The following is a 25,301-nucleotide window of genomic DNA, read 5'->3' as shown; positions in this document are numbered from 1 at the left end:
AGGAAATCCATGATCCGCCCTGCCATCACCCGTGCCGCGCCGCTGGCCATGCTCGCGCCCATACTGGCTCTGACTGCCTGCGCGACCACCTCCGGAAACGATGAGGCAACGGCTCCGATTTCGCTGGAGACGATGAAGGAGACCGTTCGCACGCTCTCGTCCGACGAATTCGAAGGCCGCATGCCGGGAACGCCCGGCGGGCAGATGACGGTGGATTACCTCGTGGAGCAGTTCGAAGCGGCAGGGCTGCAGCCCGGCAACGGCAGTTCGTGGTTGCAGGAAGTGCCACTGGTGGAGATCACGGCCAGTGACTTCGCGCCGCTGACGGTTGGCGATCTCAGCTTCGATCATGGTGAGGACTGGGTCGGCGTTTCCTACCGGCAGACCCCCTCTACCACAATCGACAACAGCGAACTGGTGTTCGTGGGCTACGGCATCAACGCACCGGAACGCGGCTGGAACGATTATGAAGGCGTGGACATGACCGGCAAGACCGCGCTCATCCTCGTCAACGACCCGGATTTCGCCGCGGAAAGCCTTGAAGGCACCTTCGATGGCCGCGCCATGACCTATTACGGCCGCTGGACCTACAAGTACGAGGAAGCCGCCCGTCAGGGTGCTGCCGCCGCGCTGATCGTGCACGAGGATTTTGCTGCCAGCTACGGCTGGAACGTGGTCGAATCGAGCTGGTCGGGCGCACAGGCCTATGCCGATACCGGCGGTGACGGGTCGGACCAGACAGCGATGAACGGTTGGGTGTCGAACGATACCGCCGCCGCCATTTTCGATGCTGCCAGCATGGACCTCGCCGCCATGGTCGAGGCCGCCAGCGAGCCCGGTTTCAAGGCGGTTTCGCTGGGAATGCCGGTCTCCACCAGCTTTACCAACAGCTATCGCCGCTACGCGTCCAACAACGTGATCGGCGTATTGCCCGGTACCGAGCGGCCCGACGAATACATCCTCCACACCGCGCACTGGGACCACCTTGGTCGCTGCACGCCCAATGCCGCGGGTGACGACATCTGCAACGGCGCGGTCGACAACGCCACTGGCACTGCGGGCCTTGTCGCGCTGGCAGAGGCGCACGTCGAAGTCGGCGCGCCTGATCGCACTCTTGTGTTCCTGGCGGTGACGGCGGAGGAATCCGGTCTGCTGGGCGCGGAATACTATGCCGCGAACCCTGTCTATCCGCTCAGCCAGACGGTTGCGGGCATCAACATGGATGGCATCGCCGTGCGCGGCGAATCGCGCGACGTGAACGTGCGCGGCGGCGGCAAGAGCGACCTCGACGCCTACCTTGCCACCGCGTTGCAGGCGCAGGGCCGCACCGCATCACCCGATCCGGCTCCGCAGGCGGGTTACTACTACCGTTCCGACCACTTCCCCATGGTGAAGCGGGGCGTGCCGATGTTCTATGTGAAATCCGGCCTCGACCTGGTGAACGGCGGCACCGCCGCTGGCGAGGCTGCTGAAGACGCATACCGCGCCAATGCCTATCACGGGCCGGACGACGAGTATGACCCCAACTGGGACTGGTCCGGCCTGATGCAGGACCTCGACCTGTATTTCCTGCTGGCGCGCGACCTTGCCGGCACCACCGACTGGCCCGAATGGTACGAGGGCGACGAATTCCGCGCCGTGCGCCAGCAAAGCTGTGCCGCGTCCACGGGCGGGTGCTGAGGCAATGGCATTCGTGATGCCCGCCGAGTGGGCAAAGCAGGACTGGATCTGGATCGGCTTTCCCGCCCACGGCGACCTTTGGGAAGAAAACCTCGCGCCCGCGCAGGAACAGATGGCGGCATTCGCCAATGCTGTGGCGGAAACCGGCCAGCAGGTGCGCCTCGTCGTGCGCGACGCAGCCACGGAAATGCGCGCGAAGCAGCTTGTGTCCGGGGCGGTGTCCTTCGAGCGTCACCCTTATGGCGATATCTGGTTGCGCGATACCGGCCCGCTGACCCTGCCGGGCCCCGATGGCCAGCGCCGCGCGCAGGGCTTTGGCTTCAATGGCTGGGGCGGCAAGTACCTGCTGGAAGGCGACCTCGAGACCGGCCCTTCACTGGCCGATGCGGGCGACTTGCCATATTCTCGCGCGGACTGGATCCTGGAAGGCGGCGCGGTGGAGAGCGATGGCACCGGGCTGGTCGTCACCACCGAGCAATGCCTGCTCAATCCCAACCGCAACCCCTCGCTCTCGCGTGAACAGATATGGGCAAACCTCCAGCGCGATCTGGGCTTCGATCGCATCCTGTGGCTGGGCGAAGGGCTGGCGGGCGACCATACCGATGGCCACGTCGACAACCTGGCCCGCTTGGTGGGGGAGAATACCATCGCCATTCCCCGCGCCTCTACGCCGGACGATCCCAACGCCGTCGTCTATGACGATGCCCGCGCCCGCGCCGCCGACTTCGGTTTGAGCGTGCGCGACATGCCGTCGCCCGGCTGGATGGGTGAAGGCGACGAGGCGGAACCGGCCAGCTACATGAACTTCGCCATCTGCAACGACGTGGTGGTGGTGCCGACCTACGGCTCCGCGCATGACGAGGATGCCGTGGCGGCGGTGGGCGACCTGTTCCCCGGCCGTGTGGCCGTGGGCCTGCGCGCCGATGCCGTGCTGACCGGCGGCGGCAGCTTCCACTGCGCCAGCCAGCACGTCCCTGCCAACCCGACCTAGACAGCCTTTCGTCCGACAGCGTTGGTTTTTCTCCTGGTGCAGGATAACATCGCCCTGCAGGATGGGCGGCGTTCGCACGGGTTCGATCAGGGGCGGCGACAGCCGGGCAGTGAGATGGCGATACGATATCGACCTGAGATAGACGGCCTGCGCACCATCGCCGTGGGCAGTGTGCTGGTCTACCACCTCAAGATCGGCGACAGCCCGCATGGCTATGTCTTCGGAGGGGGCTTCCTCGGCGTCGACATGTTCTTCGTCATCTCGGGCTTTCTGATCACCTCGATCCTGTTGCGGGAACTGGCCGAAACGGGCCGCATTGCAATTGCCCGGTTTTACGAGCGGCGGGCGCGCCGCATTCTTCCGGCCCTCTTCCTCGTCCTGACGCTTGCGGCGCTGGCCGGGGCCGTGATCCTGATGCCAAGCGCGTTCATCGACCTGGGCGATTCGGCGCTCGCCTCGGTCTTCTTTGTCTCGAACTTCTACTGGTTTTCCGAACTGAGCTCATACGGTAGCGCGTCCGCACAATTCCAGCCTTTGCTGCACACCTGGTCGCTGGCCGTCGAGGAGCAGTTCTACATCATTTTCCCACTTTGCCTGATCCTGTTGATGCGCTGGGCACCGCGGCACGTCGGCAAGATATTTCTGGCAGGAGTCATTCTGGGTTTGGTTTTCGCCCAGGGATTCGCGTTCCTGAAACCGCAAATGTCCTTCTACCTGCTGCCTAGCAGGGCTTGGGAACTGCTTGCCGGCAGCTTTCTAGCAGCCGTTTCCCGCTCTCATCCCGGCGCATGGCGCAATCCGCTGCTTGATCGCCTCTTCCCTTATGCAGCCATGGCGCTGGTGCTGGTTCCGATTGTCAGTTTCGAGCTGGTCCAGCGGTGGCATCCCGGCCTGCTGACCCTGCCGGTCATCCTCGGCACCTGCATGCTGATCTGGTGGAACGACCCTGCGAACGCCGTCGTTCGCCTGTTGTCTTCCAGGGTGTTCGTCCAGGTCGGGCTGATCTCCTACTCGCTCTATTTATGGCACTATCCGATCTACGCCTACGGGCGGATGCTGGCCACGAGACCGGACGCAGCGGACTACATCGTCTGGATTCTCCTTTCCTTCGCTGGCGCTGCGCTCTCCCATCGTTTCATTGAAGCGCCGTTCCGCAAGACCGGTGGCATCCGGTTGCGGCCGATGACACTTGGCTTCGGCGCTGCCACGATTGCCGCCGTCGCGTTTGCCGGCGCGCTTCACGCGGGCCAGGGTCTCGCACAGCGTTTTCCGAAACTGGTAAGAATTTACGGCGACAGCGAGATGGATAACGGCTTCGCACGCGACAGGTCGTGGTCAATGCTGGATCGACTGGCGGGTGACGAACGCGTCGATAGCGACAATGCCATGAAGCCTTCTCTTCACGAGACGCGAGCCTTGTGGTTCGACACGGCGCTTGAAACACGCAACTATCTGATTGTCGGGAATTCCCATTCCAAGGATCTCTTCAACGCCCTGTACCTCAACCGTGATCTGTTTTCCGGCAGCCAGTTTGCGCGCTTCGCGATTTCCGACCGGTTCCGTCCGCAGGATGTGGGAGTGCTGAGACGCTCGCCCAATTACCGGGCTGCTGACGAGATCGTGGTTTCCACCCGTTTCGAAAGCGGGGCTCTCGATGGTCTGGAAAACTTCATCAGTGCCGCCCAGGCCGATGGCAAGACCGTGACCATCATGGGACCGGCGCCCGAGTACGGGTCGCGGGAGGGCCTGCCGCTGTTCGACTGGTACGTGCGCGACGTTGCGGGCAACATCGACACCCATGCCTTGGGCCGAATGGCATGGTCGGGGAGAATGGTGCGCGATGCCTCGCTTGCCGAGCGGCTGGAGGCGCTGGCTGCTCGGAAAGGCGCGGGCTTCCTGTCGAAGGAGGATTTCGCTTGCGACACGGGCCGCAAGGAATGCTTCGTGGCGACGGACGAAGGCATAAAGGCGCTGTTCGACTACAGCCACTACACGCTGCAGGGTGCCACGTGGTTTGGCCGACGCATACATGATCTCGGCTGGTTCGACGCCCGGTCGTCGCAGGACAATGATACCGCGCTTGCGGCAGGGCCTTAACAGGTTGTTAGCACTTTCCGCGCTATCCGTGCCCGATGGCTCATGCAATCGCCCTCACCCGCCAGACCTTCTCCCGGACCGCCGGGCCGCAGGAGATGTTGCGCAGCGTGATCGTGTGCGGCTGCGCGCTGGCCCTGATCCTCGCCAGCTAGGCCCTAATGCACCGTCAGCGCGACGACGCTGGTCAGCACGCGGCGCATGAAATCCACCTGCCCCTTCGCGCCGGTCTTGGCATAGATCTTCTTCGAATAGACCCGCGCGCTCTCCATAGTCAGGCCATGCTTTTCGGCGGCATCGGCAATCGATATCCCTTGCGCCAGCGACCATGCGAAGCGGGCTTCCGCCTGGGTCAGCTTGAAAACGTCGATCAATTGCTGGCACCGATCTGCGGAAGAACTCTGGTCGCCGCGGAAATAGACGACCGCCACGGCCTTTCCCCCGGCCGATAACGACGCCACGCGCACCGGAGAAACAAGGATGTCGATCCACGGATCCTGGCTGAGGTTGACCCCGCGTGGCCGCGCATCAGGCTTCTCGGCAAAGTCCTTCACCAGTGCCGTCAGTTCGCGGTCGATCTTTGGAGAGGACGGCGTCAGCCTGCCGTAGGGCCCCTGTTTCAGCGCGCCGGTGCGGCTGAGGAAGCGCTCGGCCTGCTCGTCCATGTCCACCACCTGGCAGCGGCGGTCCACCGCGATCCAGCCGAAATCGATGTGGCTGAAAGCGCCTGCGTTCATCGATGCGCGCGCCCGCTCCTGCTCCAGCCGCGCCAACACCCGCAGCGCCACGCGCAGGTGTGGTACCAGGGCGGTAAGCATTGCACTGACGGAAGAGGCAATGGGCTCTCGCGCAAAAAGCACCAGCCATGCATCCAGACCGCTGGGATCGCGCAGGCGGACGGAACGCATGTGGGTAAGACCCGCCGGCTCCAGCACCTCCCGGGCGAAGTCGCGCTGGCCCTCGTCGGCGTTCTCCAGCAATTCCGCGAGGCTGTAAACGCGCCCTTCGCGCATGGACCGCGATTGCAAAGGCTCGCGCGCGCCGAACCGGTCCTTGAACAGCGCGCGCAGTTGCGGGGAGGGCACCTGCGCTCCGGCGGAGAGCTGGATTGTGGAAACGCTATCGGGTGCATGGACCAGCAGAGTGGCGATTTCGCACCCGGTCGCGAGTTTTAACCGCTTCAGGAATGTGTCCCACATGGGCTTTTCGAACATGCCATCGTGCAGGGGCACGAGCAGTTCTGTCTCGCCAAGATTGGGTATTCGCATAACAAATTTATATACTTCCCATTTGGGAAGTCAAAAGGGTAGCGCTGCACCTTATTGCGATGCACAAATATTCGTGAGGACCGACAGCATGACCGCAACACTCACCCATCTCCAGCGCCTAGAGGCGGAGGCGATCCACATCATTCGCGAAGTCGCGGCAGAGGCTGACAAGCCGGTGATGATGTACTCGGTCGGCAAGGATAGCGCGGTGATGTTGCACCTTGCCAAGAAGGCATTCTACCCGTCGCCCCCGCCGTTTCCGCTGCTGCACGTCGACACGACATGGAAGTTCAAGGCGATGTACGACCTTCGCGAAAAGGCCGCGCAGGATGCCGGGATGGAGCTGATCGTCTACCACAATCCGGAGGCGCAGGAGCGCGGCATCAACCCGTTCGATCACGGCCCGCTGCACACCGACATGTGGAAGACCGAAGGGCTGAAACAGGCGCTCGACAAGTACGGCTTCGACGCGGCTTTCGGCGGCGCTCGCCGTGACGAGGAAAAGAGCCGCGCGAAAGAGCGCGTGTTTTCCTTCCGCACGTCCAGCCATGGTTGGGACCCGAAGAACCAGCGGCCCGAACTGTGGAACCTCTACAACGCGAAGAAAAAGAAGGGCGAATCGATCCGCGTCTTCCCGATCTCCAACTGGACCGAGCTGGACGTGTGGCAATACATCCAGCTGGAGAACATCGAGATCGTCCCGCTCTATTTCGCCGCGCCGCGCCCGACCTTCATCTACGAAGGCGGATTGTTCATGGCCGACGATATCGAACGGCTGGAAAAGGTGATGGGCGAGAAGCCCGAAATCACCACCCGCTCCGTCCGCTTCCGCACGCTGGGCTGCTTCCCCCTGACGGGCGCTGTCGAAAGCGAGGCAAGCACGCTGTCCGAAGTTATCCAGGAAACGCTGCTGACCACCACCAGTGAGCGGCAGGGCCGCGTGATCGACAAGGATGCAGGCGGCGCCGGCATGGAGAAGAAGAAGCAGGAAGGGTACTTCTGATGACCGAGCAGACGACAGACGCGATCTACAAGACCGATTCCCTGATCGCAGAGGACATCGACGCGTACCTCGAGACTCACCAGCACAAGTCCATGCTGCGCTTCATCACCTGCGGCAGCGTGGACGACGGCAAGAGCACGCTGATCGGGCGGCTGCTGTATGACAGCAAGATGATCTTCGAGGACCAGCTCGAAGCACTGAGCAACGACAGCAAGAAAGTGGGCACGCAGGGGCAGGATATCGACTTTGCCCTGCTGGTGGACGGCCTGGCCGCAGAGCGCGAACAGGGCATCACGATCGATGTCGCCTACCGCTTTTTCAATACCGAGAAGCGCAAGTTCATCGTCGCCGACTGTCCGGGGCACGAACAGTACACGCGCAACATGGTGACAGGCGCCTCCAGCGCCGACCTGGCCGTGGTGATGATCGATGCGCGCAAGGGCGTGCTCGTCCAGACGAGGCGGCACAGCTACCTGTGCCACCTGATCGGCATCAAGAACATCGTACTGGCCGTGAACAAGATGGACCTGGTGGATTACAGCCAGGATGTCTTCGACCAGATCGTGGCCGACTATGCCGCTTTTGCCGAGGAAATCGGCATCGAGAGCTTCACCGCCATGCCCATCAGCGGCTTCAAGGGCGACAACATCACCACCGCGCCCAGCGCAAACACGCCCTGGTACGACGGGCCGAGCCTAGTCGAGCATCTGGAAAGCGTGGAGGTGCTGGCCGATGTCGCAGTGGACAAGCCGTTCCGGATGCCGGTGCAATGGGTGAACCGCCCCAACCTCGACTTCCGCGGCTTCTCCGGCCTGATCGCCACCGGTTCCATCAAGCCGGGGGATGCCGTGCGCGCCCTGCCCTCCGGCAAGACAAGCACCGTAAAGAGCATCGTCACCTTCGATGGCGAGCTGGACGAGGCGGTGGCCGGGCAGTCCGTCACTATCACGCTGAACGACGAGATCGACTGCTCGCGCGGCGACGTGCTGTGCGTGGCGGACAACCCTCCCGAAACCGCCGACCAGTTCGAGGCGACGCTCGTCTGGCTGAACGACGAAGACATGCACGTCGGGCGGGGTTACTGGCTGAAGCTGGGCACGCAGACCGTCTCTGCCACGGTGCAGCAACCCAAGTACCGCGTCGATGTGAACACCATGGACGAGCTAGCCGCCAAGACGCTGTCATTGAACGACATCGGCGTGGCGGAAGTCTATTCCGACAAGCCACTGGTGTTCGAGGCTTACGAGCAGAATCGCACGCTGGGCGGCTTTATCCTGATCGACAAGATCACCAATGCCACCGTTGCCGCAGGCATGCTGAACTTCAGCCTGCGCCGCAGCCAGAACGTGCACTGGCAGGCGACCGACATCACGCGTGAGCATCACGCGAACATGAAGAACCAGACGCCGCGCGTGCTGTGGTTCACCGGCCTCTCCGGCTCCGGCAAGTCCACCATCGCCAACGAGGTGGAGAAGAAGCTGTCGCTGATGAACCGCCACACCTTCCTGCTCGATGGCGACAACGTGCGCCACGGTCTCAACAAGGACCTGGGCTTCACCGAGGCCGACCGTATCGAGAACATTCGCCGCGTGGGCGAGGTTGCCCGCCTGATGACCGATGCCGGCCTGATCGTGCTCACCGCCTTCATCAGCCCCTTCCGCGCGGAACGGCAGATGGTGCGGTCCATGCTGGAGGATGCCGAGTTCATCGAAATCTTCGTCGATACCCCGCTGGAAGTGGCCGAGGAACGCGATGTGAAGGGGCTTTACAAGAAAGCCCGTTCGGGCGAGCTCAAGAACTTCACCGGCATTGACAGTCCGTACGAGCCACCGCTGAACCCGGAGATCACCGTGAACACGGTGGAAATGACCCCGGAAGAAGCCGCCGATCACATCATCAAGCAAATCCTGCCGCTGAAGTGAGTATTGCCAATATGACCGATGCCGAACTCGCCGCCCAGCTGGCCCACCATGCCGGACAGATCCTGCTACAGGTCCGCCAGTCTGGCCTCATCGAGGGCAAGCCGCTGGGCAAGGCTGGTGACGAGACCGCGAACCAGTTCCTGGTCCACGCGCTGCGCCACCAGCGGCCCGACGACGGGCTGTTGTCGGAAGAGAGCAAGGACACGGCCGAGCGGCTGGACAAGGAGCGGGTGTGGATCATCGACCCCGTCGATGGCACGCGCGAATACGGCGAAGCGCGCACCGACTGGGCCGTCCACGTCGCCCTGGCGATTGGCGGCAAGCCCGAGATCGGCGCCGTCGCACTGCCGGGCCTGGGCGAAGTTCTGCGCACCGACAAGCCCATCGCCGTTCCGGACCCAGCCGAAAAGCCGCGCCTCGTCGTCAGCCGCACACGCCCGGCTGGCGAAGCCGTGGCCGTTGCCGAGCGCATTGGTGGCGAACTCGTACCGATGGGCAGCGCCGGGGCCAAGGCCATGGCGGTCGTGCGCGGCGAGGCGGAAATTTACCTGCATTCCGGCGGCCAGTACGAGTGGGACAGCTGCGCACCCGCAGCCGTAGCCCTGGCACATGGCCTGCACTGTTCGCGCATCGACGGCTCCCCGCTCGTCTACAACCAACGCGACACCTACATGCCCGACCTGTTGATCTGCCGCCCCGAATGGGCCGAACGGGTGCTGGCCGAGGTCAGGGACCTGGCTTCGGCCTGACCTCAATGCTGGGGGGCATAGACCTGGGCTATTCCGTCGCGGGAGCTTTCGTCAGCTTCCTCGTCGGCCTGACCGGTGTCGGTGGCGGCTCGCTGATGGCGCCTATCCTGATCCTGCTTTTCGGCATCAACCCGGCGCTGGCCATCGGCACCGACCTGTGGTTCGCCGCGATCACCAAGTCGGTAGGCGGAACCGTCCACCACCGCATGGGCACGGTCGACTGGCAACTGGTCAGGCGGTTGGCGCTGGGGAGTATCCCCATAGCAGTGCTGACGCTGCTGTGGCTGTGGCTGATACAGGGCGGGCGGCTCGACAGCTCCCTCCTAATGCGGTTGCTCGGTGGCGCACTGCTGCTCACGTCCATCCTGATGATCTGCAAGCCGAGAATCCAGCCGGCCATGCAGAAGCTGAAAGCGAGGCTCGGGCCAACGATCCGGGTGCAGCAACTGGCCCTCACCGTGGGCAGCGGCGCGGCGATTGGCGGGCTCGTCACTCTGACATCGGTCGGCGCAGGCGCGCTGGTCGCCGTGGTGCTGATGATGATTTACCCGCTGCGGCTATCCACAAAGACCATCGTCGGCACGGATATCATGCATGCCGTTCCGCTTACGCTGGTGGCAGCGACGGGGCACAGCCTCCTCGGGAATGTCGACGTGTGGCTCCTCGGCAGCCTGCTGATAGGATCGATACCCGGCATCATCGTCGGCTCTTTGGTCAGCGGGCGCGTGAACGAAACCTTCGTGCGCTATGCCCTTGCGGCGATGCTGGCCGTCTCCGCTCTCAAGCTGCTGCTGGCGTAAGGGCGGGCCGAAAGGGAGTGTGGCACGGGTCGCGGCTGCAGACTTTACAACCCGTGCATGACTGGCAATGGCAGGTTGGAGCCAAAGGGGTGATGATTTGATCGCAAAGACGTTTTCCGTTCTGGTCACCGGCGGCGCCGGTTACATCGGCAGCCACGCGGTGCTGGCGCTGCGCGATGCAGGCTGGGCGGTCGCGGTCATCGACAACCTGTCGACCGGCTTCACCTTCGCCATTCCGGACGACGTTCCATTCTACGAAGGGGACATCGCCGATCAGGACCTGCTTGCGCGCATTTTCGACGAACAGAACATCGGCGCTGTCATGCATTTCGCTGGATCGGTCGTCGTGCCCGAAAGCGTGGCGGACCCGCTCAAGTACTATCACAACAACACGGTGAAGAGCCGCGCCTTGCTGGAGGCGGTCGTGAAGGCGGGCGTGTCGCATTTCATCTTCTCCTCCACCGCGGCCACCTACGGGGTGCCGGATGTCTCTCCGGTCACCGAGGATGTGCCGAAGCAGCCGATAAATCCCTATGGCTGGTCGAAGCTGATGACGGAGCAGATGCTTGCCGATACCGCCGCGGCCCATCCACTGAATTACTGCGCCCTGCGTTATTTCAACGTCGCCGGGGCCGATCCGCAGCGCCGCACCGGGCAATCGACTGCGGGTGCCACGCACCTCATCAAGGTCGCCGTCGAGGCAGCGCTGGGCAAGAGAGAGGCCGTAGGGGTCTTCGGCACCGATTTCGATACGCCCGATGGCACCGGCGTTCGCGACTACATCCATGTCAGCGACCTGGCCGATGCCCACGTGCTGGCGCTGGAAGCCCTCGTCGAACACCCGGATCGGTCGCTGACGATGAACTGCGGCTACGGCAGGGGTTTTTCCGTTCTCGAGGTGCTGGATGCGGTCGACCGGGTAACCAATCGCAAGATCGAGCGCCACCTGGAGCCGCGCCGCGCAGGAGACCCAGCTGCGCTCGTTTCGGACCCGAGCCGGATCAAGGCCACGCTGCCCTGGCAACCGCGCCACGCCAACCTGGAAACCATCGTCGCCCATGCCCTCGCATGGGAGCAGAAGCTGTCTGATATCCGCGCCGGGGAAGAGCCGTCAGCGTGAACGGGAGGTCCGTAGCGGGGCCCGGCGCTGCTTCGTCGCAGCGTCAACTCGCCAGCTTATAGAGCGCCCCTACCGCCGCCCCGCCCAGCACCAGCGCCGTTGCCACCTGCCACTGGCGCGGTGTGACGCGGCCAAAGGCGCGATGGCCGAACCAGTCGCCCACCAGCACGGCGGGAAAGAGCAGCGCGGCCAGTTCCACTTCCGAGCGACCGCCAATGCCGAGCGCGATGAACACCGCAGCCGCGATCGGGGTCAGCACCAGGAATATCGCCATCATGGAAGCGCGCGCCACTTTCGGCTCCAGCCGACCGCGCAGGTAGAACGGTGCCATGCCCGGCCCGGGCATCCCGGCGAACCCGCCGAAAAACCCGGTGAAGAAGCCCGATAGCGCCATCGCCGGTCGGCGTGGCAGCGCCACCTTGCCCAGCGGCACCACCACCAGCACGAATGCACCCAGAGAGACGAGCGCGATCAGCATGCGCGCCCACGCAGGCGGCAAGGTTACCAGCGCCCACAGGCCCAGCGGCATGCAGGCGAGCGCCAGGAGCGTGATCGGGATCGCCGAGGGGTCGGCATCGCGGCGGATGCGGTTCACATCGGTCAACCCGATCAGGAACAGCGAGACAATGCCCACCAGTACCGCTGCGCTGGGCGCGATGGCCAGTTGCAGCACCGGCACCAGCACCACCGACAGGCCGAAACCTGCCAGTCCGCGGATAAAGCCAGCCGCAATGGCCGCGAGGACCGCGACGATCACTGCCTCGATGGGAAAGCCGAACACCCGCGTGCAGCCTAGACCAGCCGCACGAATGCAGCGACGGCAGCGCTGGCAAGAACGATGCCCACGATGCTGCGCCAGGTCGGGTCCGACACGCGGCCCGACGCATGGTTGCCCAGCCAGTTACCCAGCAGCACGGCGGGAAACAGGCAGGCGGCCAGCAGGCTCAGACCCCAGTCGAGCACTCCCAGCGTCCCGCCCGTGATCAGTCCGGCGAAGGGGGCAAAGGTGAAGATCAGCATCATGCTGGCCTTGGCGGTCTCGCGCGGGAGATCCCGGCCGACATAGTAGGGGACGACCGGCGGCCCCGGCATTCCGGCATAGCCCGTCATCAGGCCGCTCAGGATGCCGACGCCGCCCGTCGTCACCGCGCCAGGCTGTGCAGCGGGTCGACGCGGCAGCAGGACTGCCAGGAAAGCGGAGAACGCGATCATGGCAATCACGAAGCGGGCGACATCGGGGGATGTCCACGCCAAGGCGAGAAAGCCGAACGGCGCGGTGGCGAGCACGATTGCGGAAATGATCCAGGCCGACCGCTCCGCCCCGCGCACCAGGCGCACGATTTCCGACAACCCGATGAAGATCGACAGGAAATTCGCCAGCAACACGGCATCGACCGGGGTCAGGGCAAGGGCGAGGATCGGCACCAGCAGGATCGCCATGCCGAACCCGGTAAGGCCGCGAATGAAGGCCGAACCCAGCGCTGCAAAAAGGGCGATGCCGAGCTGGACCGGATCGTACCCGGCAAGCAAATCCATCGCCGTTGCTATTCGCCGCGCAGGTCGGGCGGCGTTGCTTCTGCCTTCAGCAGGGCAATCGCTTCGTCCAGCGAGAGGAACTTCTGCTCCTTCTCGCCCAGCGTGCGCATGGCGACGGTCCCCTCCTCGGCCTCCCGCTTGCCGACCACCAGCATGTGCGGGACTTTCGCCAGCGAATGTTCGCGCACCTTGTAGTTGATCTTCTCGTTACGAAGATCGCTGTCCACGCGGATGCCCGCCGCCCTCAGCTTCGCCACGGCTTCATTCGCGTAGTCGTCCGCATCGGAAACAATGGTGGCAACCACCGCCTGCACCGGGGCGAGCCAGGTCGGCAGGCGACCGGCGAAGTGTTCGATCAGGATGCCGATGAAGCGTTCGTACGATCCGAAGATCGCGCGGTGCAGCATCACCGGGCGGTGCTTTTCGCCGTCCTCGCCGATGTAGGTCGCGTCCAGGCGCTCGGGGAGCACGCGGTCACCCTGGATCGTGCCCACCTGCCAGGTGCGGCCGATGGCATCGGTGAGGTGCCATTCCAGCTTGGGCGCGTAGAACGCGCCTTCTCCGGGCAGTTCTTCCCAGCCGTATTCCTCGTTCATCATGCCGGCTTCTTTAACGGCATCGCGCAGTTCCTGCTCGGCCTTGTCCCAGTCCGCATCGCTTCCGAACCGCTGTTCGGGTCGCAGCGCCAGCTTGATCGAGTAGGTAAAGCCGAAATCCTTGTAGACCGAGTCCGCCAGCTCGATGAAGGAGCGCACCTCCTCCACCACCTGTTTCTCGGTGCAGAAGATGTGCGCGTCGTCCTGCGTGAACTGGCGCACGCGCATCAGGCCGTGCAGCGCGCCGTGGGGCTCGTTGCGGTGGCAGCAGCCCATCTCGCCCAGCCGGATCGGCAGGTCGCGGTAGGACGTAATGCCCTGCTTGAACACCAGCACGTGCGCCGGGCAGTTCATCGGCTTCAGCGCCATCCAGTCGGCATCCTTGGACACCAGGTCGCCCTCGTCTTCCGTATTCGGAATCTCGTCGGGGATGACGAACATGTTCTCGCGGTACTTGCCCCAGTGGCCGGAGCGTTCCCACTGGCGCGCGTCCATCACCTGCGGCGTCTTGATCTCGCGGTAGCCCGAGCCGTCCATCTTGCGGCGCATGTAGCTCTCCAGCTCGCGCCAGATGCGATAGCCGTTGGGATGCCAGAAAACGCTGCCGTGCGCCTCTTCCTGGAGGTGGAACAGGTCCATCTCGCGGCCCAGCTTGCGGTGGTCGCGCTTGGCGGCTTCCTCCAGCCGGGTGAGGTGAGCCTGAAGCTGCTTCTTGTTGAGCCAGCCGGTGCCGTAGATGCGCGTGAGCTGCGCGTTCTTCTGGTCGCCGCGCCAGTAGGCACCTGCGACACGCATCAGCTTGAACGCCTGCGGATCGAGCTTGCCGGTGGAGGCAAGGTGCGGCCCGCGGCACATGTCCAGCCAGGAATCATCGCCGCCGGGCTCGCCCGACCAATAGACCGTCAGTTCCTCGTTTTCGGGCAGTTCCTTCGCCCATTCAGCCTTGTAGGTTTCGCCTTCGGATTCCCACTTTTCGATCAGCTGCTGGCGAGACCAGACCTCGCGCACCAGCGGCTTGTCCGCCTTGATGATGTCGCGCATCCGCTCTTCGATCTGCGGCAGGTCGTCCATGCTGAACGGCTCCCGATTGTCGGGCGCTTTCACGTCGTAATAGAAGCCATCGTCGGTGGCAGGGCCGAAAGTGATCTGCGTGCCGGGCCACAGCGATTGCACGGCTTCGGCCAGCACGTGGGCATAGTCGTGCCGCGCCAGTTCCAGCGCATCGGCCTCGTCACGCGCGGTGATGAGTTCGAGGTCGCTGTCACAGTCGAACGGGCGGTTAAGGTCGCGCACTTCGCCGTTCACGCGCGCGGCAAGCGCGGCCTTGGCAAGGCCGGGGCCGATGGCGGCGGCCACGTCGCCCGGCGTGCTGCCGGGCTCCATCGCGCGCTTCGAGCCATCGGGAAGGCTGATCTGGACTAGTTCGGTCATGCTTCAAAAACTTCCGTGGGAATATCTGTCGGGGCCTATGCCTTGCAGGGCGTGGACTAGGCAAGTGGGCGTCAAGCGCAAGCCTTTCGGACAAGCGCGAGATCTTCGGGTGCCATGTCATCCGTCTTCCCCGCCATATGCAGCTCCACATAGTGCGCCAGCGCGCGGGCATCTTCCAGCGCATTGTGCGGCGTGCGACTGGCGAGCGCAGTGTCGAAACCGGGCAGGTTCAGCAGCAGGCAGGCATAGCGGAACGGATCGTTGCGCTTGCCATGATCGCGCAGCAGCATGGTGTTGAAGTGGACAAAATCCTCCGGCCAGTCGGCGATGAAAACGTGCGGGCCGCTATCCTTGCGCAAGAACTTCTGCATTTTCTTCACCGCCGTCAGCCGGTCGACCGGTTCCTTCTCGAAGAAGGGGACGACGTGTTCCTTCACCCACGGCACCACCAGTTCGTGGGCGTGCAGCACTTCGTAGAAGGCTTCGCCGTCCTCGCGCACCAGCGCGATGGAGAGCAACTGGCCGCCGGTGCCGTTGAACTCTGTATCGATGTAGTATCGCATTGCTTCACGTCCTCGCGCCCAGCGAATTGGTCAATCCGGTTTCGGGAAGCTGGCGCGATGCCACCCGAAACCGGGTGGCGGGGTGCGTGATCAGGCCACGAGCACCCGCCCCCGGTTGCCCGAGGTGGTGGTAGTCGTGGTGGTGGTCACACGTTTGGCCATGGCGCAGACATAGTGCCGCTTTGCGCCGATGTCACTAAATCTTGCCGCGCCATCCCCTTGGCGAGCACCCCGTCGCTTGCCATGTAACCTTGCGATGACAGAAAAATTCGAAATCGGCGGCCAGCAGGTCGCCTATCGCCATACGACCGGCAGCGGGCCTGCGGTGGTCTTCCTGCCCGGCTATATGTCCGACATGGCAGGCGGCAAGGCGACCGCGCTGTTCGACTGGTGCGCCTATAACGGGCGCGAGTGCCTGCTGCTGGACTATTCCGGCTGCGGGGAAAGCAGCGGCGACTTTGCCGACGGTTCGCTCAGCCAGTGGCGGGACGAGGTGGTGGCGCTGATCGGAGCGAATGTCGCCTCGGACAGGGTGGTCGTGGTCGGCTCTTCCATGGGAGGCTGGCTGATGCTGCTGGTGGCCATGGCTCTGGGCGAGCGGCTGCACGGCCTCGTCGGCATCGCGTCTGCCCCCGACTTTTCGGACTGGGGCTTTACCGATGTGCACAAGAGCCAGTTGCGCGCCGGAGAAACGATCTTCGAAGAAAACAACTACGGCTACGATCCCACCCCCACCCACGCGAAGTTCTGGCAGGATGCGGAAGAGAACCGCCTGCTTCACCGCGAAATTCCCATTACCGTCCCCGTGCGCTTGCTGCACGGGCAGGAGGATACCGACGTACCGCCCGAAATATCGGCGCGCCTATCCGCTGCCTTGCAGAGTGAAGATGTGCAGGTGACGCTGGTGAAAGGCGGCGACCATCGCCTGTCGCGGGACGGCGATATCGCGCTGCTGCTGCGCACGGTGGCCGCGCTATGACCGATCTCTCCGTTCTCGATCTCGTTCCCGTGCGCGAGGGCAGCAATGTCGCCGAAGCCATCGCCGAATCGGGCCAGCTTGCGCAGGTAGCCGAGGAGGCGGGCTACAAGCGGTTCTGGGTCGCCGAACATCACGGCAGCGAAGGCATCGCGGGCGGCGCGACCTCGGTCGTGATCTCGCACATCGGCCATGTCACGAACACGATCCGCATCGGTGCGGGCGGGATCATGCTGCCCAATCACAACCCGTTCGTCATCGCCGAGCAGTTCGGCGCGCTCGACGCGCTGTTCCCGGGCCGGATCGATCTTGGCCTTGGCCGCGCGCCGGGTTCCGCGCCGATCATCGGCCAGGCGCTGCGCAAGGATTTGCGCAGTGCGTCCGAATATTTCCCGCAGGACGTGACGGAACTGCGCGCCCTGTTCACGGGCGAACCGCCCCTGCCGATCACCGCCACGCCCGGACGCGGGGCACAGGTGGACATGTGGATCCTCGGCTCCAGCCTGTTCGGCGCGCAACTGGCGGCGCGGCTGGGCATGCCCTACGCCTTCGCCAGCCATTTCGCGCCTGCGCACCTTGACGAGGCGCTGCGCATCTACAGGCAGGATTTCCGTCCTTCCGAAGCGCTGGAACACCCCCATGCCATGGCCGCGATGAGCGTGATGTGTGCCGAGACCGATGCCGAGGCGCGCTTGCTGGCGAGCAGCCAGGAACAAAGCTTCGTGCGCCTGCGCAGCGGGGAACCGGGCAAGCTGCCGCCGCCCTTAAAGGACTACCGCGACACTCTGCCGCCCCAGGCCCGCGCCATGCTGGAAGGCATGGATGTCGCCCGCGCCGTCGGCTCGCCTGTCACCGTGCGCGAGAAGATCGGGCGGTTCGTGGAGCGTACGCAGGCAGACGAAATCATCGTATCGGGCGCAACGCATGATCCCGCGGCAAGGCGAGAGTCGCTGCGGCTGACGATCGAAAGTTTGGGATAAAGAAGGGGGTTCTGCGGTAGATCTTCGGCTCCGAGTGTTTGTTTTTCGCACCCGCCTCCGCGGGTGCGTCCTCGGTGCTGTTCGCTCCGTCCTTCGGACTGCGCGGCACTTGCGGGCGGCCGTTCGCCCTTGCGGTCCGCTAGTCGCGGACCGTTTCCAGTTACAACAAGACTCGCGCCGGATTCGGGCGCGAAGCGACCGCAAGCGCGAACGCGGGCCCGAGCTTATGCGAGGAAAGCCAAGGGGTGCGGACGCACCCCGCCCGGCGCTTGAGGGAACAACAAAGAGGTTTCCAACGTAACTTTTTTCTCGCCTCTGTCAGGCGACACGGATAGAGGCGATCGGGAACTTCCGGTAAGGGTCATCGCTGGAAGAGGGAGTCGCGGCGCCAGCTGTGGTGCCGCGCTCTAGAGGAGACAGGCACGCATGGCGAAGACAAGCAGCAAGTCCGCAGCTTTCAAGGATTTCACCAAGGAAGAGCGGGGCTTTGCCGCCGTGCTGAAGGACCGGATCAGCGATTCCCTGCTGCCCGGCGAGACTGCACTGCAAGGCGACGAACTGGACGAGGCCGCCGCCTTCGTGGTCGAGGCCGCGCGCACCCGCGAGGATGGCAAGCCGTCCATCCTGCTGCGCACCGAATCGGGCGACCGGCGTTTCATGCGGCTCGCCATCATCAACAAGGACATGCCGTTCCTGGTCGATTCCATCGCCGCCACCATGGCCGCGCGGGGATTGCCCATCGACGTGCTCGTCCACCCCATCCTGCCCGTGCGCCGGCGCGAGGATGCGCTGGTCGACGTGCCCGAGGGCGAAGCCACGGGCGAGAAGAAGGAAAGCTGGGTCTATATCGAGACCGGCCGGATCGACGCGAAGGACCGGCGCGAGCTGGAGGCCGAACTGCGCACCGCCATCCTGGATGTGCGCGCCGCGGTTGCCGACTGGTCGAAGCTGCGCGATGCGATCGCCGAGGATGCCGACCGGCTGCCCGATGCCGAAGGGGCGGCACTGCTGCGCTGGCTGGGCGGCGGGATGATGACCCAGCTGGGCCACATCACCCGCAAGCGCGACGGCAGCCAGAGCGACGAATACGGCATCTGCCGCCGCTCCACGCCCGACCTGCTGGCCGACGATGCCTTCGACAAGGCCTTTGCCTGGTTCGATGGCAAGGACGGGAGCAAGGATGGCGGCAGGGGCAACCAGGGCCGCGCGCCGCTGATCGTGAAGGCCAACCGCATTTCGAAGGTCCACCGCCGCGTTCCGCTGGACCTGTTCATCGTGCCGCTGATGGAAAATGGCAGGGTGGAGGCGCTGAGCGTTCACGCCGGCATCTGGACCAGCGCCGCGCTGGTCACCTCGCCAGACAACGTGCCCGTACTGCGCCAGCAGCTCAAGATCATCATGGACCGGCTGGATTTCGAGCCGGGCAGCCACGATTACAAGTCGCTGGTCCACGCGCTTACCGCTCTGCCGCACGACCTGATCATCAGCTTCTCCGACGATGACATCACCCGCGTCGCCACCGCCATGATGGGCCTGACGGACCGTCCGCGCCCGCGGGCAACGCTTGTCACCGCACCGCTGGGCCGGCACGTGTTCGGCTTCGTCTGGCTGCCGCGCGACATGATTTCCACCGCTGTTCGCCTGCAGATCCAGGACTTGCTGGAGAGCGAGACCGGTGCCACCACGCTCGACTGGAGTCTGATGGTGGAAGGCGGCAACCTGGCGCTGCTGCGTTACGTCATGGATTTCCGCGGCAAGGGCACCAGCGTCGATAGCGAAGCTGTCGATAACGCGCTCAGTGCCATGCTGCGCGGCTGGCAGGATGCGGTGGAGGACGCGCTGCTGAAGACCGAGGATGCCAGCCGCGCCGCGGCCCTGGCAGTGCGTTATGCCGAGAGCTTCCCCGCCTTCTACCGCACCGCCTACAGCGCTGCGGAGGCCGCCGCCGACATCGGTCGCCTGCGCCAGCTTGCCGCTCATGCCGAGGAAGAGGGCGGCGAACGCGATGTGCGGCTCTATCGCTCGGACGCAGATGGTGAGGACCGGCTGCGTCTGAAGGTATACCAGCACCACGGTTCGCTTCCCCTCTCCGACGCGGTGCCCGCGCTGGAGAACTTCGGTTTCCGGGTGCTGTCCGAAATTCCCGCCAGCTTGCAGGGAGAGGACGCCGGGACGATCCACGATTTCACCCTGGGTCTCCCCGCAGGCGTGGGGTACGACGAGGTGCTTTCCCGCGCCGCCGATATCGAGGAGGCCGTGTCCGCCGTCCTCAACGAACATGCCGAGGACGATGTGTTCAACCGTCTGGTAGTGGTGTCCGGCCTGGTCGCGCGCGAGACGGATTGGCTGCGTGCGTTCTATCGCTACCTGCGCCAGGCGAACATCGCCTTCACCATCTACACCGTGGTGGATGCGCTGGCCGCCGCGCCCAAGGTGACGCGCGGACTGATCGACCTGTTCATCGCGCTGCACGATCCCTCTACCAAGGGTGACCGCGCCAAGACCGCTGAGGGCATCGACGACGAGATCCGCTCCGGCCTGGCCGAAGTCAGCGCCATCAACGACGACCGCATCCTGCGCCTCTACTGGACGACGCTGCGCGCGATCCTGCGGACCAATGCCTTTGCGCCTTCGGCGGCAGATGCATTGGCGTTCAAGTTCGATTCCGCGCAGGTGCCGGGCCTGCCCAAGCCCGTTCCGTGGCGCGAAATCTTCGTCTATTCGCGCCGCGTCGAGGGCGTGCACCTGCGCGCCGGACCAGTGGCGCGCGGCGGCATCCGCTGGTCGGACCGGCGCGACGACTTCCGCACCGAGGTGCTGGGCCTGATGAAAGCGCAGAAGGTCAAGAATGCCGTGATCGTGCCCACCGGCGCGAAGGGCGGCTTCTATCCCAAGCGCTTGCCCAACCCGGCGATCGACCGCGATGCATGGTTCACCGAGGGCAAGGAAAGCTACAAGGTCTATATCCGCGCGCTGCTGTCGATCACCGACAACTACGAAGGCGAAAGGGTCGTCCATCCCGACGGTGTCGTCAGGCACGACGGGGACGATCCCTATTTCGTGGTAGCCGCCGACAAGGGCACGGCCACCTTCTCCGACACCGCGAACGCCATCGCACTGGAACACGATTTCTGGCTGGGCGATGCCTTCGCCAGCGGCGGCTCCAACGGTTACGACCACAAGGAAATGGGCATCACCGCACGTGGCGCGTGGATTTCGGTGCAGCGCCACTTCCTTGAAATGGGCGTCGACGTGCAGACCGATCCGGTGCGCGTAGTGGGCTGCGGAGACATGTCGGGCGACGTGTTCGGCAACGGCATGCTGCTGTCGAAATCGATCAAGCTGATCGCCGCTTTCGACCATCGTCACATCTTCATCGATCCCGACCCCGATCCTGCCGCCAGCTGGAAGGAGCGCAAGCGCCTGTTCGAGATGGAACGGTCCAACTGGGCGGAATACGACGAGAAGCTGATCTCTCGCGGGGGCGGCATCTATCCCCGCACGATGAAGCGGATCGATCTGACAAAGACCGCGATGGACGCCCTCGGCATTGCCGAAAGCGAGCTGAAGGAAGGCGGGATCGACCCCGACAGCCTGATCTCGGCAATCCTGAAAAGCCCCGCCGACCTGCTGTGGTTCGGGGGCATCGGCACCTACGTAAAATCGAGCGACGAGAGCAGCGCCGATGTGGGGGACCCCGCCAACGACGCGCTGCGTGTCGACGGGGAAGACCTGCGCGTGAAGGTTGTCGGCGAGGGGGCAAACCTTGGCCTGACGCAGGCCGGGCGCATCGAATTCGCCCTGAACGGGGGCCGCATCAATACCGACTTCATCGACAATTCGGCAGGCGTCGATTGCTCGGATAACGAGGTGAATATCAAGATTGCGCTGGCCGCGGCCCGCGCCGCCGGGCGCATTTCCGAAGAGCGTCGCAATGCGCTGCTCAAGGACATGACCGAGGAAGTGGCCGCTTTGGTGCTTGAGGATAACCGCCTGCAGGCGCTTGCCCTCTCCATCGCCGAGCAGGGCGGCAGCCGCACCGTCGGCGCGCAGGCCCGCCTGATCGAAACGCTGGAGGAACTGGGCGGTCTCGATCCCGATAACGAGGGCTTGGGCGATGCCGAAACGCTGAAGCGCCGCTCCGGCGAGGGTCGCGGACTGGTACGGCCCGAACTGGCCGTCCTTCTCTCGCACTCCAAGCTGGTGTTGCAGGATGCCGTCGAATCCAGTCCGCTGGCAGGCGACGATGCGGCAGACCCGCTGGTGCTGGCCGACTTCCCCCCGCAACTGCAGGAAGGTTTCCGCAAGCAGTTGCTGGAGCACCGGCTGCGCAATGAAATCGTGGGTACGGTAGTGGCCAACAAGGTCGTCAACCGCATGGGCATGTTGCACCCCTTCGAACTGGCCGAGGAAGAAGGTGCCGGGCTGGGCCTGATCGGTAACGGCTTCGTTGCGGCCAGCAAGCTGCTGGGAATGGACGAGATCTGGCACGCGGCGGAAACCGCGAAAATGCCGGAAACAGCGCGGCTTATGCTGTTCGACCAGGCGGCCCTGGCCCTGCGCGGCCATATCGCCGACCTGCTGCGGTCGGGCGGCGGCACGATGTCACCTTCGCAGTTGCGCGAGGAAATCGCCGACACGGTCGCCGAACTGGCCGAGAACGTCGACACCCTGCTGGGCGATGAGGCGCGTGCCCACGTCGAAGAGATCGCCGCCCGCATGTGCGAGAAGGGCGCGCCCGCCAAGCTGGCCGAGCAGGTTGCCCAGCTCTTCGCGCTCGACGGTGCCATCGGCATCGCCCGCCTCGCCAGCGAAACGAGTATTGGCGTGATCGATCTCGCCCACGCCTTCATCAGGCTGGGCAGCCTGCTGGGCATTGACTGGGCGCAGTCGCGCGCGGCGGTCATGTCGCCGTCTGATCCGTGGGAGCGGTTGCTGGTGGCGGGCCTTGCGCGCGATTTCCAGGCCATGCGCTTCGAATTCCTCCGCGGGCTGGCACGCAAGCGGGGCAAGTCTGCCGGTGATCCGCTGGCCCTGATCGAGGAATGGGCAGAAGCGAACGAGAAGCCGGTGGCCCAGTTCCGCCGGATGGTCCGCCGTGCCCAGGCCGCCACACCGGTCGCCCCGGCGATGCTTGCCCAGATCGCCAGCCAGGCCCGTAACCTGTTGCTGGGGTAAGACGCATGGAGAGGTATCAAGCTTGACGCGCGGCGCAATATTGGCGAACCGCCGTGCCCATGGACCATTATGATGTTGTCATCGTCGGTGGGGGGCACGGCGGCGCACAGGCTGCGATCGCCCTGCGCCAGAACGGCTTTGAAGGCTCGATCCAGATTATCGGACGCGATCCCAATCCGCCGTATGAGCGCCCCCCGCTGTCGAAGGAATACCTCGCCGGCAACAAAACCTTCGAACGTATCCTGATCCGGCCCGAGCAGTTCTGGGCCGACAAGGGCATTGGACTGACACTGGGCGAGGCTGTCACCAAGATCGAGCCCGAGGCGAAGGAAGTGACCCTCAGCTCCGGCGGGACGGTGGGTTACGGACGGCTGATCTGGTCTGGCGGGGGCGATGCCCGCCGCCTGTCCTGCCCTGGCGCGCAGCTTGCCGGTGTCCATGCAGTGCGCGACCGGCGCGACGTGACCGAACTGATGGCGGACCTGGACGGGGGCGCGAAGAAATTCGTTGTCATCGGCGGCGGATACATCGGGCTGGAAGCTGCCGCAGTGCTGCGCAAGCTGGGCTGCGAAGTGACGCTGATCGAATCGCTCGACCGCCTGCTGTCGCGCGTGGCCGGTGAAGATCTCTCCCATTTCTTTGCCGACGAACACCGCCGCCAGGGGGTCGACGTGCGCCTCGGCTGCCAGGTGGAACGGCTGGAGGGCGAAACCCGCGTCACCGGCGTAACGCTGGCCGATGGCGAAACCATCCCCTGCGATGCGGTGGTGGCGGGGATCGGTATCGTGCCGTCGGTCGGGCCGCTGATTGCTGCGGGCGCAGCCGGCGCCAACGGAGTGGACGTTTCCGATACCTGTCACACCAGCCTGGAAAAGGTCTATGCAATCGGCGACTGCGCCGCGCACGCCAGCCCCTATGCCAATGGCGCGGTGATCCGGCTGGAAAGCGTGCAGAACGCCAACGACATGGCCAATACGGTAGCCAGGGCGATCTGCGGCGATCCGCAGCCCTACGATGCCATGCCGTGGTTCTGGTCGAACCAGTACGATATCAAGTTGCAGACAGCGGGACTGAACTTAGATCACGATACCACCGTGCTGCGCGGGGACCCGGCCGACCGCAGCTTCTCGGTGATCTACCTGCGTGACGGGGTGGTCATCGCCGTCGACGCGGTCAATTCGGTGAAGGATTACGTCGGTGGCGGCAAGCTGGTGAAAGCCCGCGCGTCGGTATCGCCCGAGCTGCTGATGGATACCGAAGTTCCGCTCAAGGACATGCTGTAGGTTCGTTTCCGCTAGGGGGTTTTCGCTAGACGCGGTCGAAAGAGCCGATCGGAAACTGTCGATCCAACCGGGAAAGCGCCCACTGGGCCGCTTCGGCCACGACCGGATCGGGGTCTTTCGCCAGCGCCTGCACCTGCGGCACCAGCGCTGCGTCGGCGCTGTTCCCGGCGGCGATCAGGCAGTTGCGCACGAACCGGTCGCGTCCGACCCGCTTTATCGGAGAACCCGAGAACCTTGCGCGAAACGCGGCGTCATCCAGCGCCAGCAGGTCTGCCAGCGGCGGATCGACCAGGTCCTCGCGCGGGGCCAGCTTCATGTGGCGCGCAGCCGTATCGGCGAACTTGTTCCACGGACAGACCGCCAGGCAATCGTCGCAGCCGTAGATGCGGTTGCCGATGGCCTCGCGGAACTCGTACGGGATTGGCCCTTTGTGCTCTATCGTCAGATAGGAGATGCAGCGGCGCGCATCTAACCGATACGGTTGGGGGAAGGCATTCGTCGGGCAGGCATCCTGACAGGCGCGGCACGAACCGCAACGGTCATCGTGCGGGACGTCGGGTGAAAGCTCAAGCGTGGTATAGATCGCCCCGAGGAACAGCCAACTGCCATGTTCGCGGCTGACGAGGTTGGTGTGCTTGCCCTGCCAGCCGATCCCCGCCGCCTCGCCCAGCGGTTTTTCCATCACCGGCGCAGTATCGACGAAAACCTTCAGCTGCGTTCCGGGTCGTTCTTCCACCAGCCAGCGCGCCAGCGCTTTCAGAGCCTTTTTCACCACGTCGTGATAATCGCGCCCCCGCGCGTACACGGAAATCTTCGCCTCGCCTTCTGCCAGCGGATCCTCTTCGGGAGCGTAGCTCATGCCCAGCGCGATCACGCTTTTCGCTTCGGGCCACATGCTCTTCGGCCCTTGGCGGACATCGGCGCGGTCCTGCATCCAGGCCATGTCGCCGTGACAACCTGCACCCAGCCACGCATGCAGCCGCTCCGCCCGCAGCGGATCGTCCTGCGCGTGCGTGATGCCGACAGCGGCGAAGCCCAGCTCGCGCGCTTTCGCCTTGAGCGCCTGCTCAAGCGAAATGGTATCGCGGCAATTAACCATTATGCGGGTTCATCCCGTTCATTCCTTTGCGA

18 protein-coding genes are annotated in these 25,301 nt (G+C 64.4%); 12 read left to right on the top strand and 6 right to left on the bottom strand.

All coding sequences use genetic code 11. The features are described from left to right. Positions 1 to 9: 9 nt before the first annotated feature. From D2V07_RS16330 to D2V07_RS16320, 3 genes are read left to right on the top strand one after another with little or no spacing between them, the layout of a single operon-like run. Positions 10 to 1,680 carry a M28 family peptidase gene (locus D2V07_RS16330; RefSeq protein WP_199698821.1) on the top strand — a complete coding sequence of 557 codons (1,671 nt, stop codon included), beginning with the start codon at positions 10 to 12 and terminating at the stop codon, positions 1,678 to 1,680. 4 nt (positions 1,681 to 1,684) lie between these two features. Continuing rightward, positions 1,685 to 2,671 carry an agmatine deiminase family protein gene (locus D2V07_RS16325; RefSeq protein WP_119587990.1) on the top strand — a complete coding sequence of 329 codons (987 nt, stop codon included), beginning with the start codon at positions 1,685 to 1,687 and terminating at the stop codon, positions 2,669 to 2,671. 36 nt (positions 2,672 to 2,707) lie between these two features. Beyond that, positions 2,708 to 4,768, top strand: a complete 2,061-nt coding sequence (locus D2V07_RS16320; RefSeq protein ID WP_233548471.1) for an acyltransferase family protein — start codon at positions 2,708 to 2,710, stop codon at positions 4,766 to 4,768. A gap of 155 nt (positions 4,769 to 4,923) precedes the next feature. Here the strand turns inward: D2V07_RS16320 and D2V07_RS16315 are convergent, their stop codons facing one another. After that, positions 4,924 to 6,033 carry a helix-turn-helix transcriptional regulator gene (locus tag D2V07_RS16315; RefSeq protein WP_119587973.1) on the bottom strand — a complete coding sequence of 370 codons (1,110 nt, stop codon included), beginning with the start codon at positions 6,031 to 6,033 and terminating at the stop codon, positions 4,924 to 4,926. Between the two features lie 88 nt (positions 6,034 to 6,121). Between D2V07_RS16315 and cysD the strand changes: the two genes are divergently transcribed. The 5 genes from cysD to galE all read left to right on the top strand — a co-directional run bounded on the left by cysD (position 6,122) and on the right by galE (position 11,627). Then, a complete protein-coding gene (cysD, locus tag D2V07_RS16310; protein ID WP_119587972.1) occupies positions 6,122 to 7,036 on the top strand; it encodes a sulfate adenylyltransferase subunit CysD in 915 nt (304 codons plus the stop codon). Then, positions 7,036 to 8,958 carry a sulfate adenylyltransferase subunit CysN gene (gene cysN / locus D2V07_RS16305; RefSeq protein ID WP_119587971.1) on the top strand — a complete coding sequence of 641 codons (1,923 nt, stop codon included), beginning with the start codon at positions 7,036 to 7,038 and terminating at the stop codon, positions 8,956 to 8,958. The genes cysD and cysN overlap by 1 nt, the downstream gene beginning before the upstream one ends. A gap of 11 nt (positions 8,959 to 8,969) precedes the next feature. Further along, positions 8,970 to 9,707, top strand: a complete 738-nt coding sequence (locus tag D2V07_RS16300) for a 3'(2'),5'-bisphosphate nucleotidase CysQ (RefSeq protein ID WP_119587970.1) — start codon at positions 8,970 to 8,972, stop codon at positions 9,705 to 9,707. A gap of 5 nt (positions 9,708 to 9,712) precedes the next feature. Beyond that, positions 9,713 to 10,507 carry a sulfite exporter TauE/SafE family protein gene (locus D2V07_RS16295; protein ID WP_119587969.1) on the top strand — a complete coding sequence of 265 codons (795 nt, stop codon included), beginning with the start codon at positions 9,713 to 9,715 and terminating at the stop codon, positions 10,505 to 10,507. A gap of 100 nt (positions 10,508 to 10,607) precedes the next feature. Further along, positions 10,608 to 11,627 carry a UDP-glucose 4-epimerase GalE gene (galE, locus tag D2V07_RS16290; RefSeq protein ID WP_233548473.1) on the top strand — a complete coding sequence of 340 codons (1,020 nt, stop codon included), beginning with the start codon at positions 10,608 to 10,610 and terminating at the stop codon, positions 11,625 to 11,627. Positions 11,628 to 11,670: 43 nt separating this feature from the next. Here the strand turns inward: galE and D2V07_RS16285 are convergent, their stop codons facing one another. The 4 genes from D2V07_RS16285 to D2V07_RS16270 form a co-directional block, all read right to left on the bottom strand. Then, positions 11,671 to 12,408, bottom strand: a complete 738-nt coding sequence (locus D2V07_RS16285) for a sulfite exporter TauE/SafE family protein (RefSeq protein ID WP_119587967.1) — start codon at positions 12,406 to 12,408, stop codon at positions 11,671 to 11,673. A gap of 11 nt (positions 12,409 to 12,419) precedes the next feature. Then, positions 12,420 to 13,163 (bottom strand): sulfite exporter TauE/SafE family protein, encoded by a 744-nt coding sequence (locus tag D2V07_RS16280; protein ID WP_119587966.1) that lies wholly within the window; start codon positions 13,161 to 13,163, stop codon positions 12,420 to 12,422. Between the two features lie 8 nt (positions 13,164 to 13,171). Continuing rightward, positions 13,172 to 15,190 (bottom strand): threonine--tRNA ligase, encoded by a 2,019-nt coding sequence (thrS, locus tag D2V07_RS16275; protein WP_119587965.1) that lies wholly within the window; start codon positions 15,188 to 15,190, stop codon positions 13,172 to 13,174. A 71-nt stretch (positions 15,191 to 15,261) separates the two neighbouring features. Continuing rightward, on the bottom strand, positions 15,262 to 15,753 hold the full coding sequence (locus D2V07_RS16270; protein WP_119587964.1) for a 3'-5' exonuclease family protein: 492 nt from the start codon (positions 15,751 to 15,753) through the stop codon (positions 15,262 to 15,264). Positions 15,754 to 16,009: 256 nt separating this feature from the next. On the opposite strand from D2V07_RS16270, the gene D2V07_RS16265 reads away from it, so the two are divergent. The 4 genes from D2V07_RS16265 to D2V07_RS16250 all read left to right on the top strand — a co-directional run bounded on the left by D2V07_RS16265 (position 16,010) and on the right by D2V07_RS16250 (position 24,170). Continuing rightward, positions 16,010 to 16,732 carry an alpha/beta hydrolase gene (locus D2V07_RS16265; RefSeq protein WP_119587963.1) on the top strand — a complete coding sequence of 241 codons (723 nt, stop codon included), beginning with the start codon at positions 16,010 to 16,012 and terminating at the stop codon, positions 16,730 to 16,732. Next, on the top strand, positions 16,729 to 17,709 hold the full coding sequence (locus D2V07_RS16260) for an LLM class flavin-dependent oxidoreductase (protein ID WP_119587962.1): 981 nt from the start codon (positions 16,729 to 16,731) through the stop codon (positions 17,707 to 17,709). Before D2V07_RS16265 ends, D2V07_RS16260 begins: the two co-directional genes overlap by 4 nt. Positions 17,710 to 18,135: 426 nt before the next feature. Beyond that, complete coding sequence (locus D2V07_RS16255; RefSeq protein WP_119587961.1) at positions 18,136 to 22,887, top strand: NAD-glutamate dehydrogenase; 4,752 nt, start codon at positions 18,136 to 18,138, stop codon at positions 22,885 to 22,887. Positions 22,888 to 22,946: 59 nt separating this feature from the next. After that, complete coding sequence (locus D2V07_RS16250) at positions 22,947 to 24,170, top strand: NAD(P)/FAD-dependent oxidoreductase (RefSeq protein WP_119587960.1); 1,224 nt, start codon at positions 22,947 to 22,949, stop codon at positions 24,168 to 24,170. Positions 24,171 to 24,195: 25 nt separating this feature from the next. On the opposite strand, the gene queG is transcribed toward D2V07_RS16250, so the two are convergent. Next, a complete protein-coding gene (queG, locus tag D2V07_RS16245) occupies positions 24,196 to 25,269 on the bottom strand; it encodes a tRNA epoxyqueuosine(34) reductase QueG (protein ID WP_119587959.1) in 1,074 nt (357 codons plus the stop codon). Between the last annotated feature and the right edge of the window lie 32 nt (positions 25,270 to 25,301).

The sequence above is a fragment of the Aurantiacibacter zhengii genome (assembly GCF_003584125.1).
Taxonomy (GTDB): Bacteria; Pseudomonadota; Alphaproteobacteria; order Sphingomonadales; family Sphingomonadaceae; genus Alteraurantiacibacter; species Alteraurantiacibacter zhengii.
Note: the sequence above shows the minus strand (reverse complement) of the source record. Positions and strands in the feature narration are given on the sequence as shown.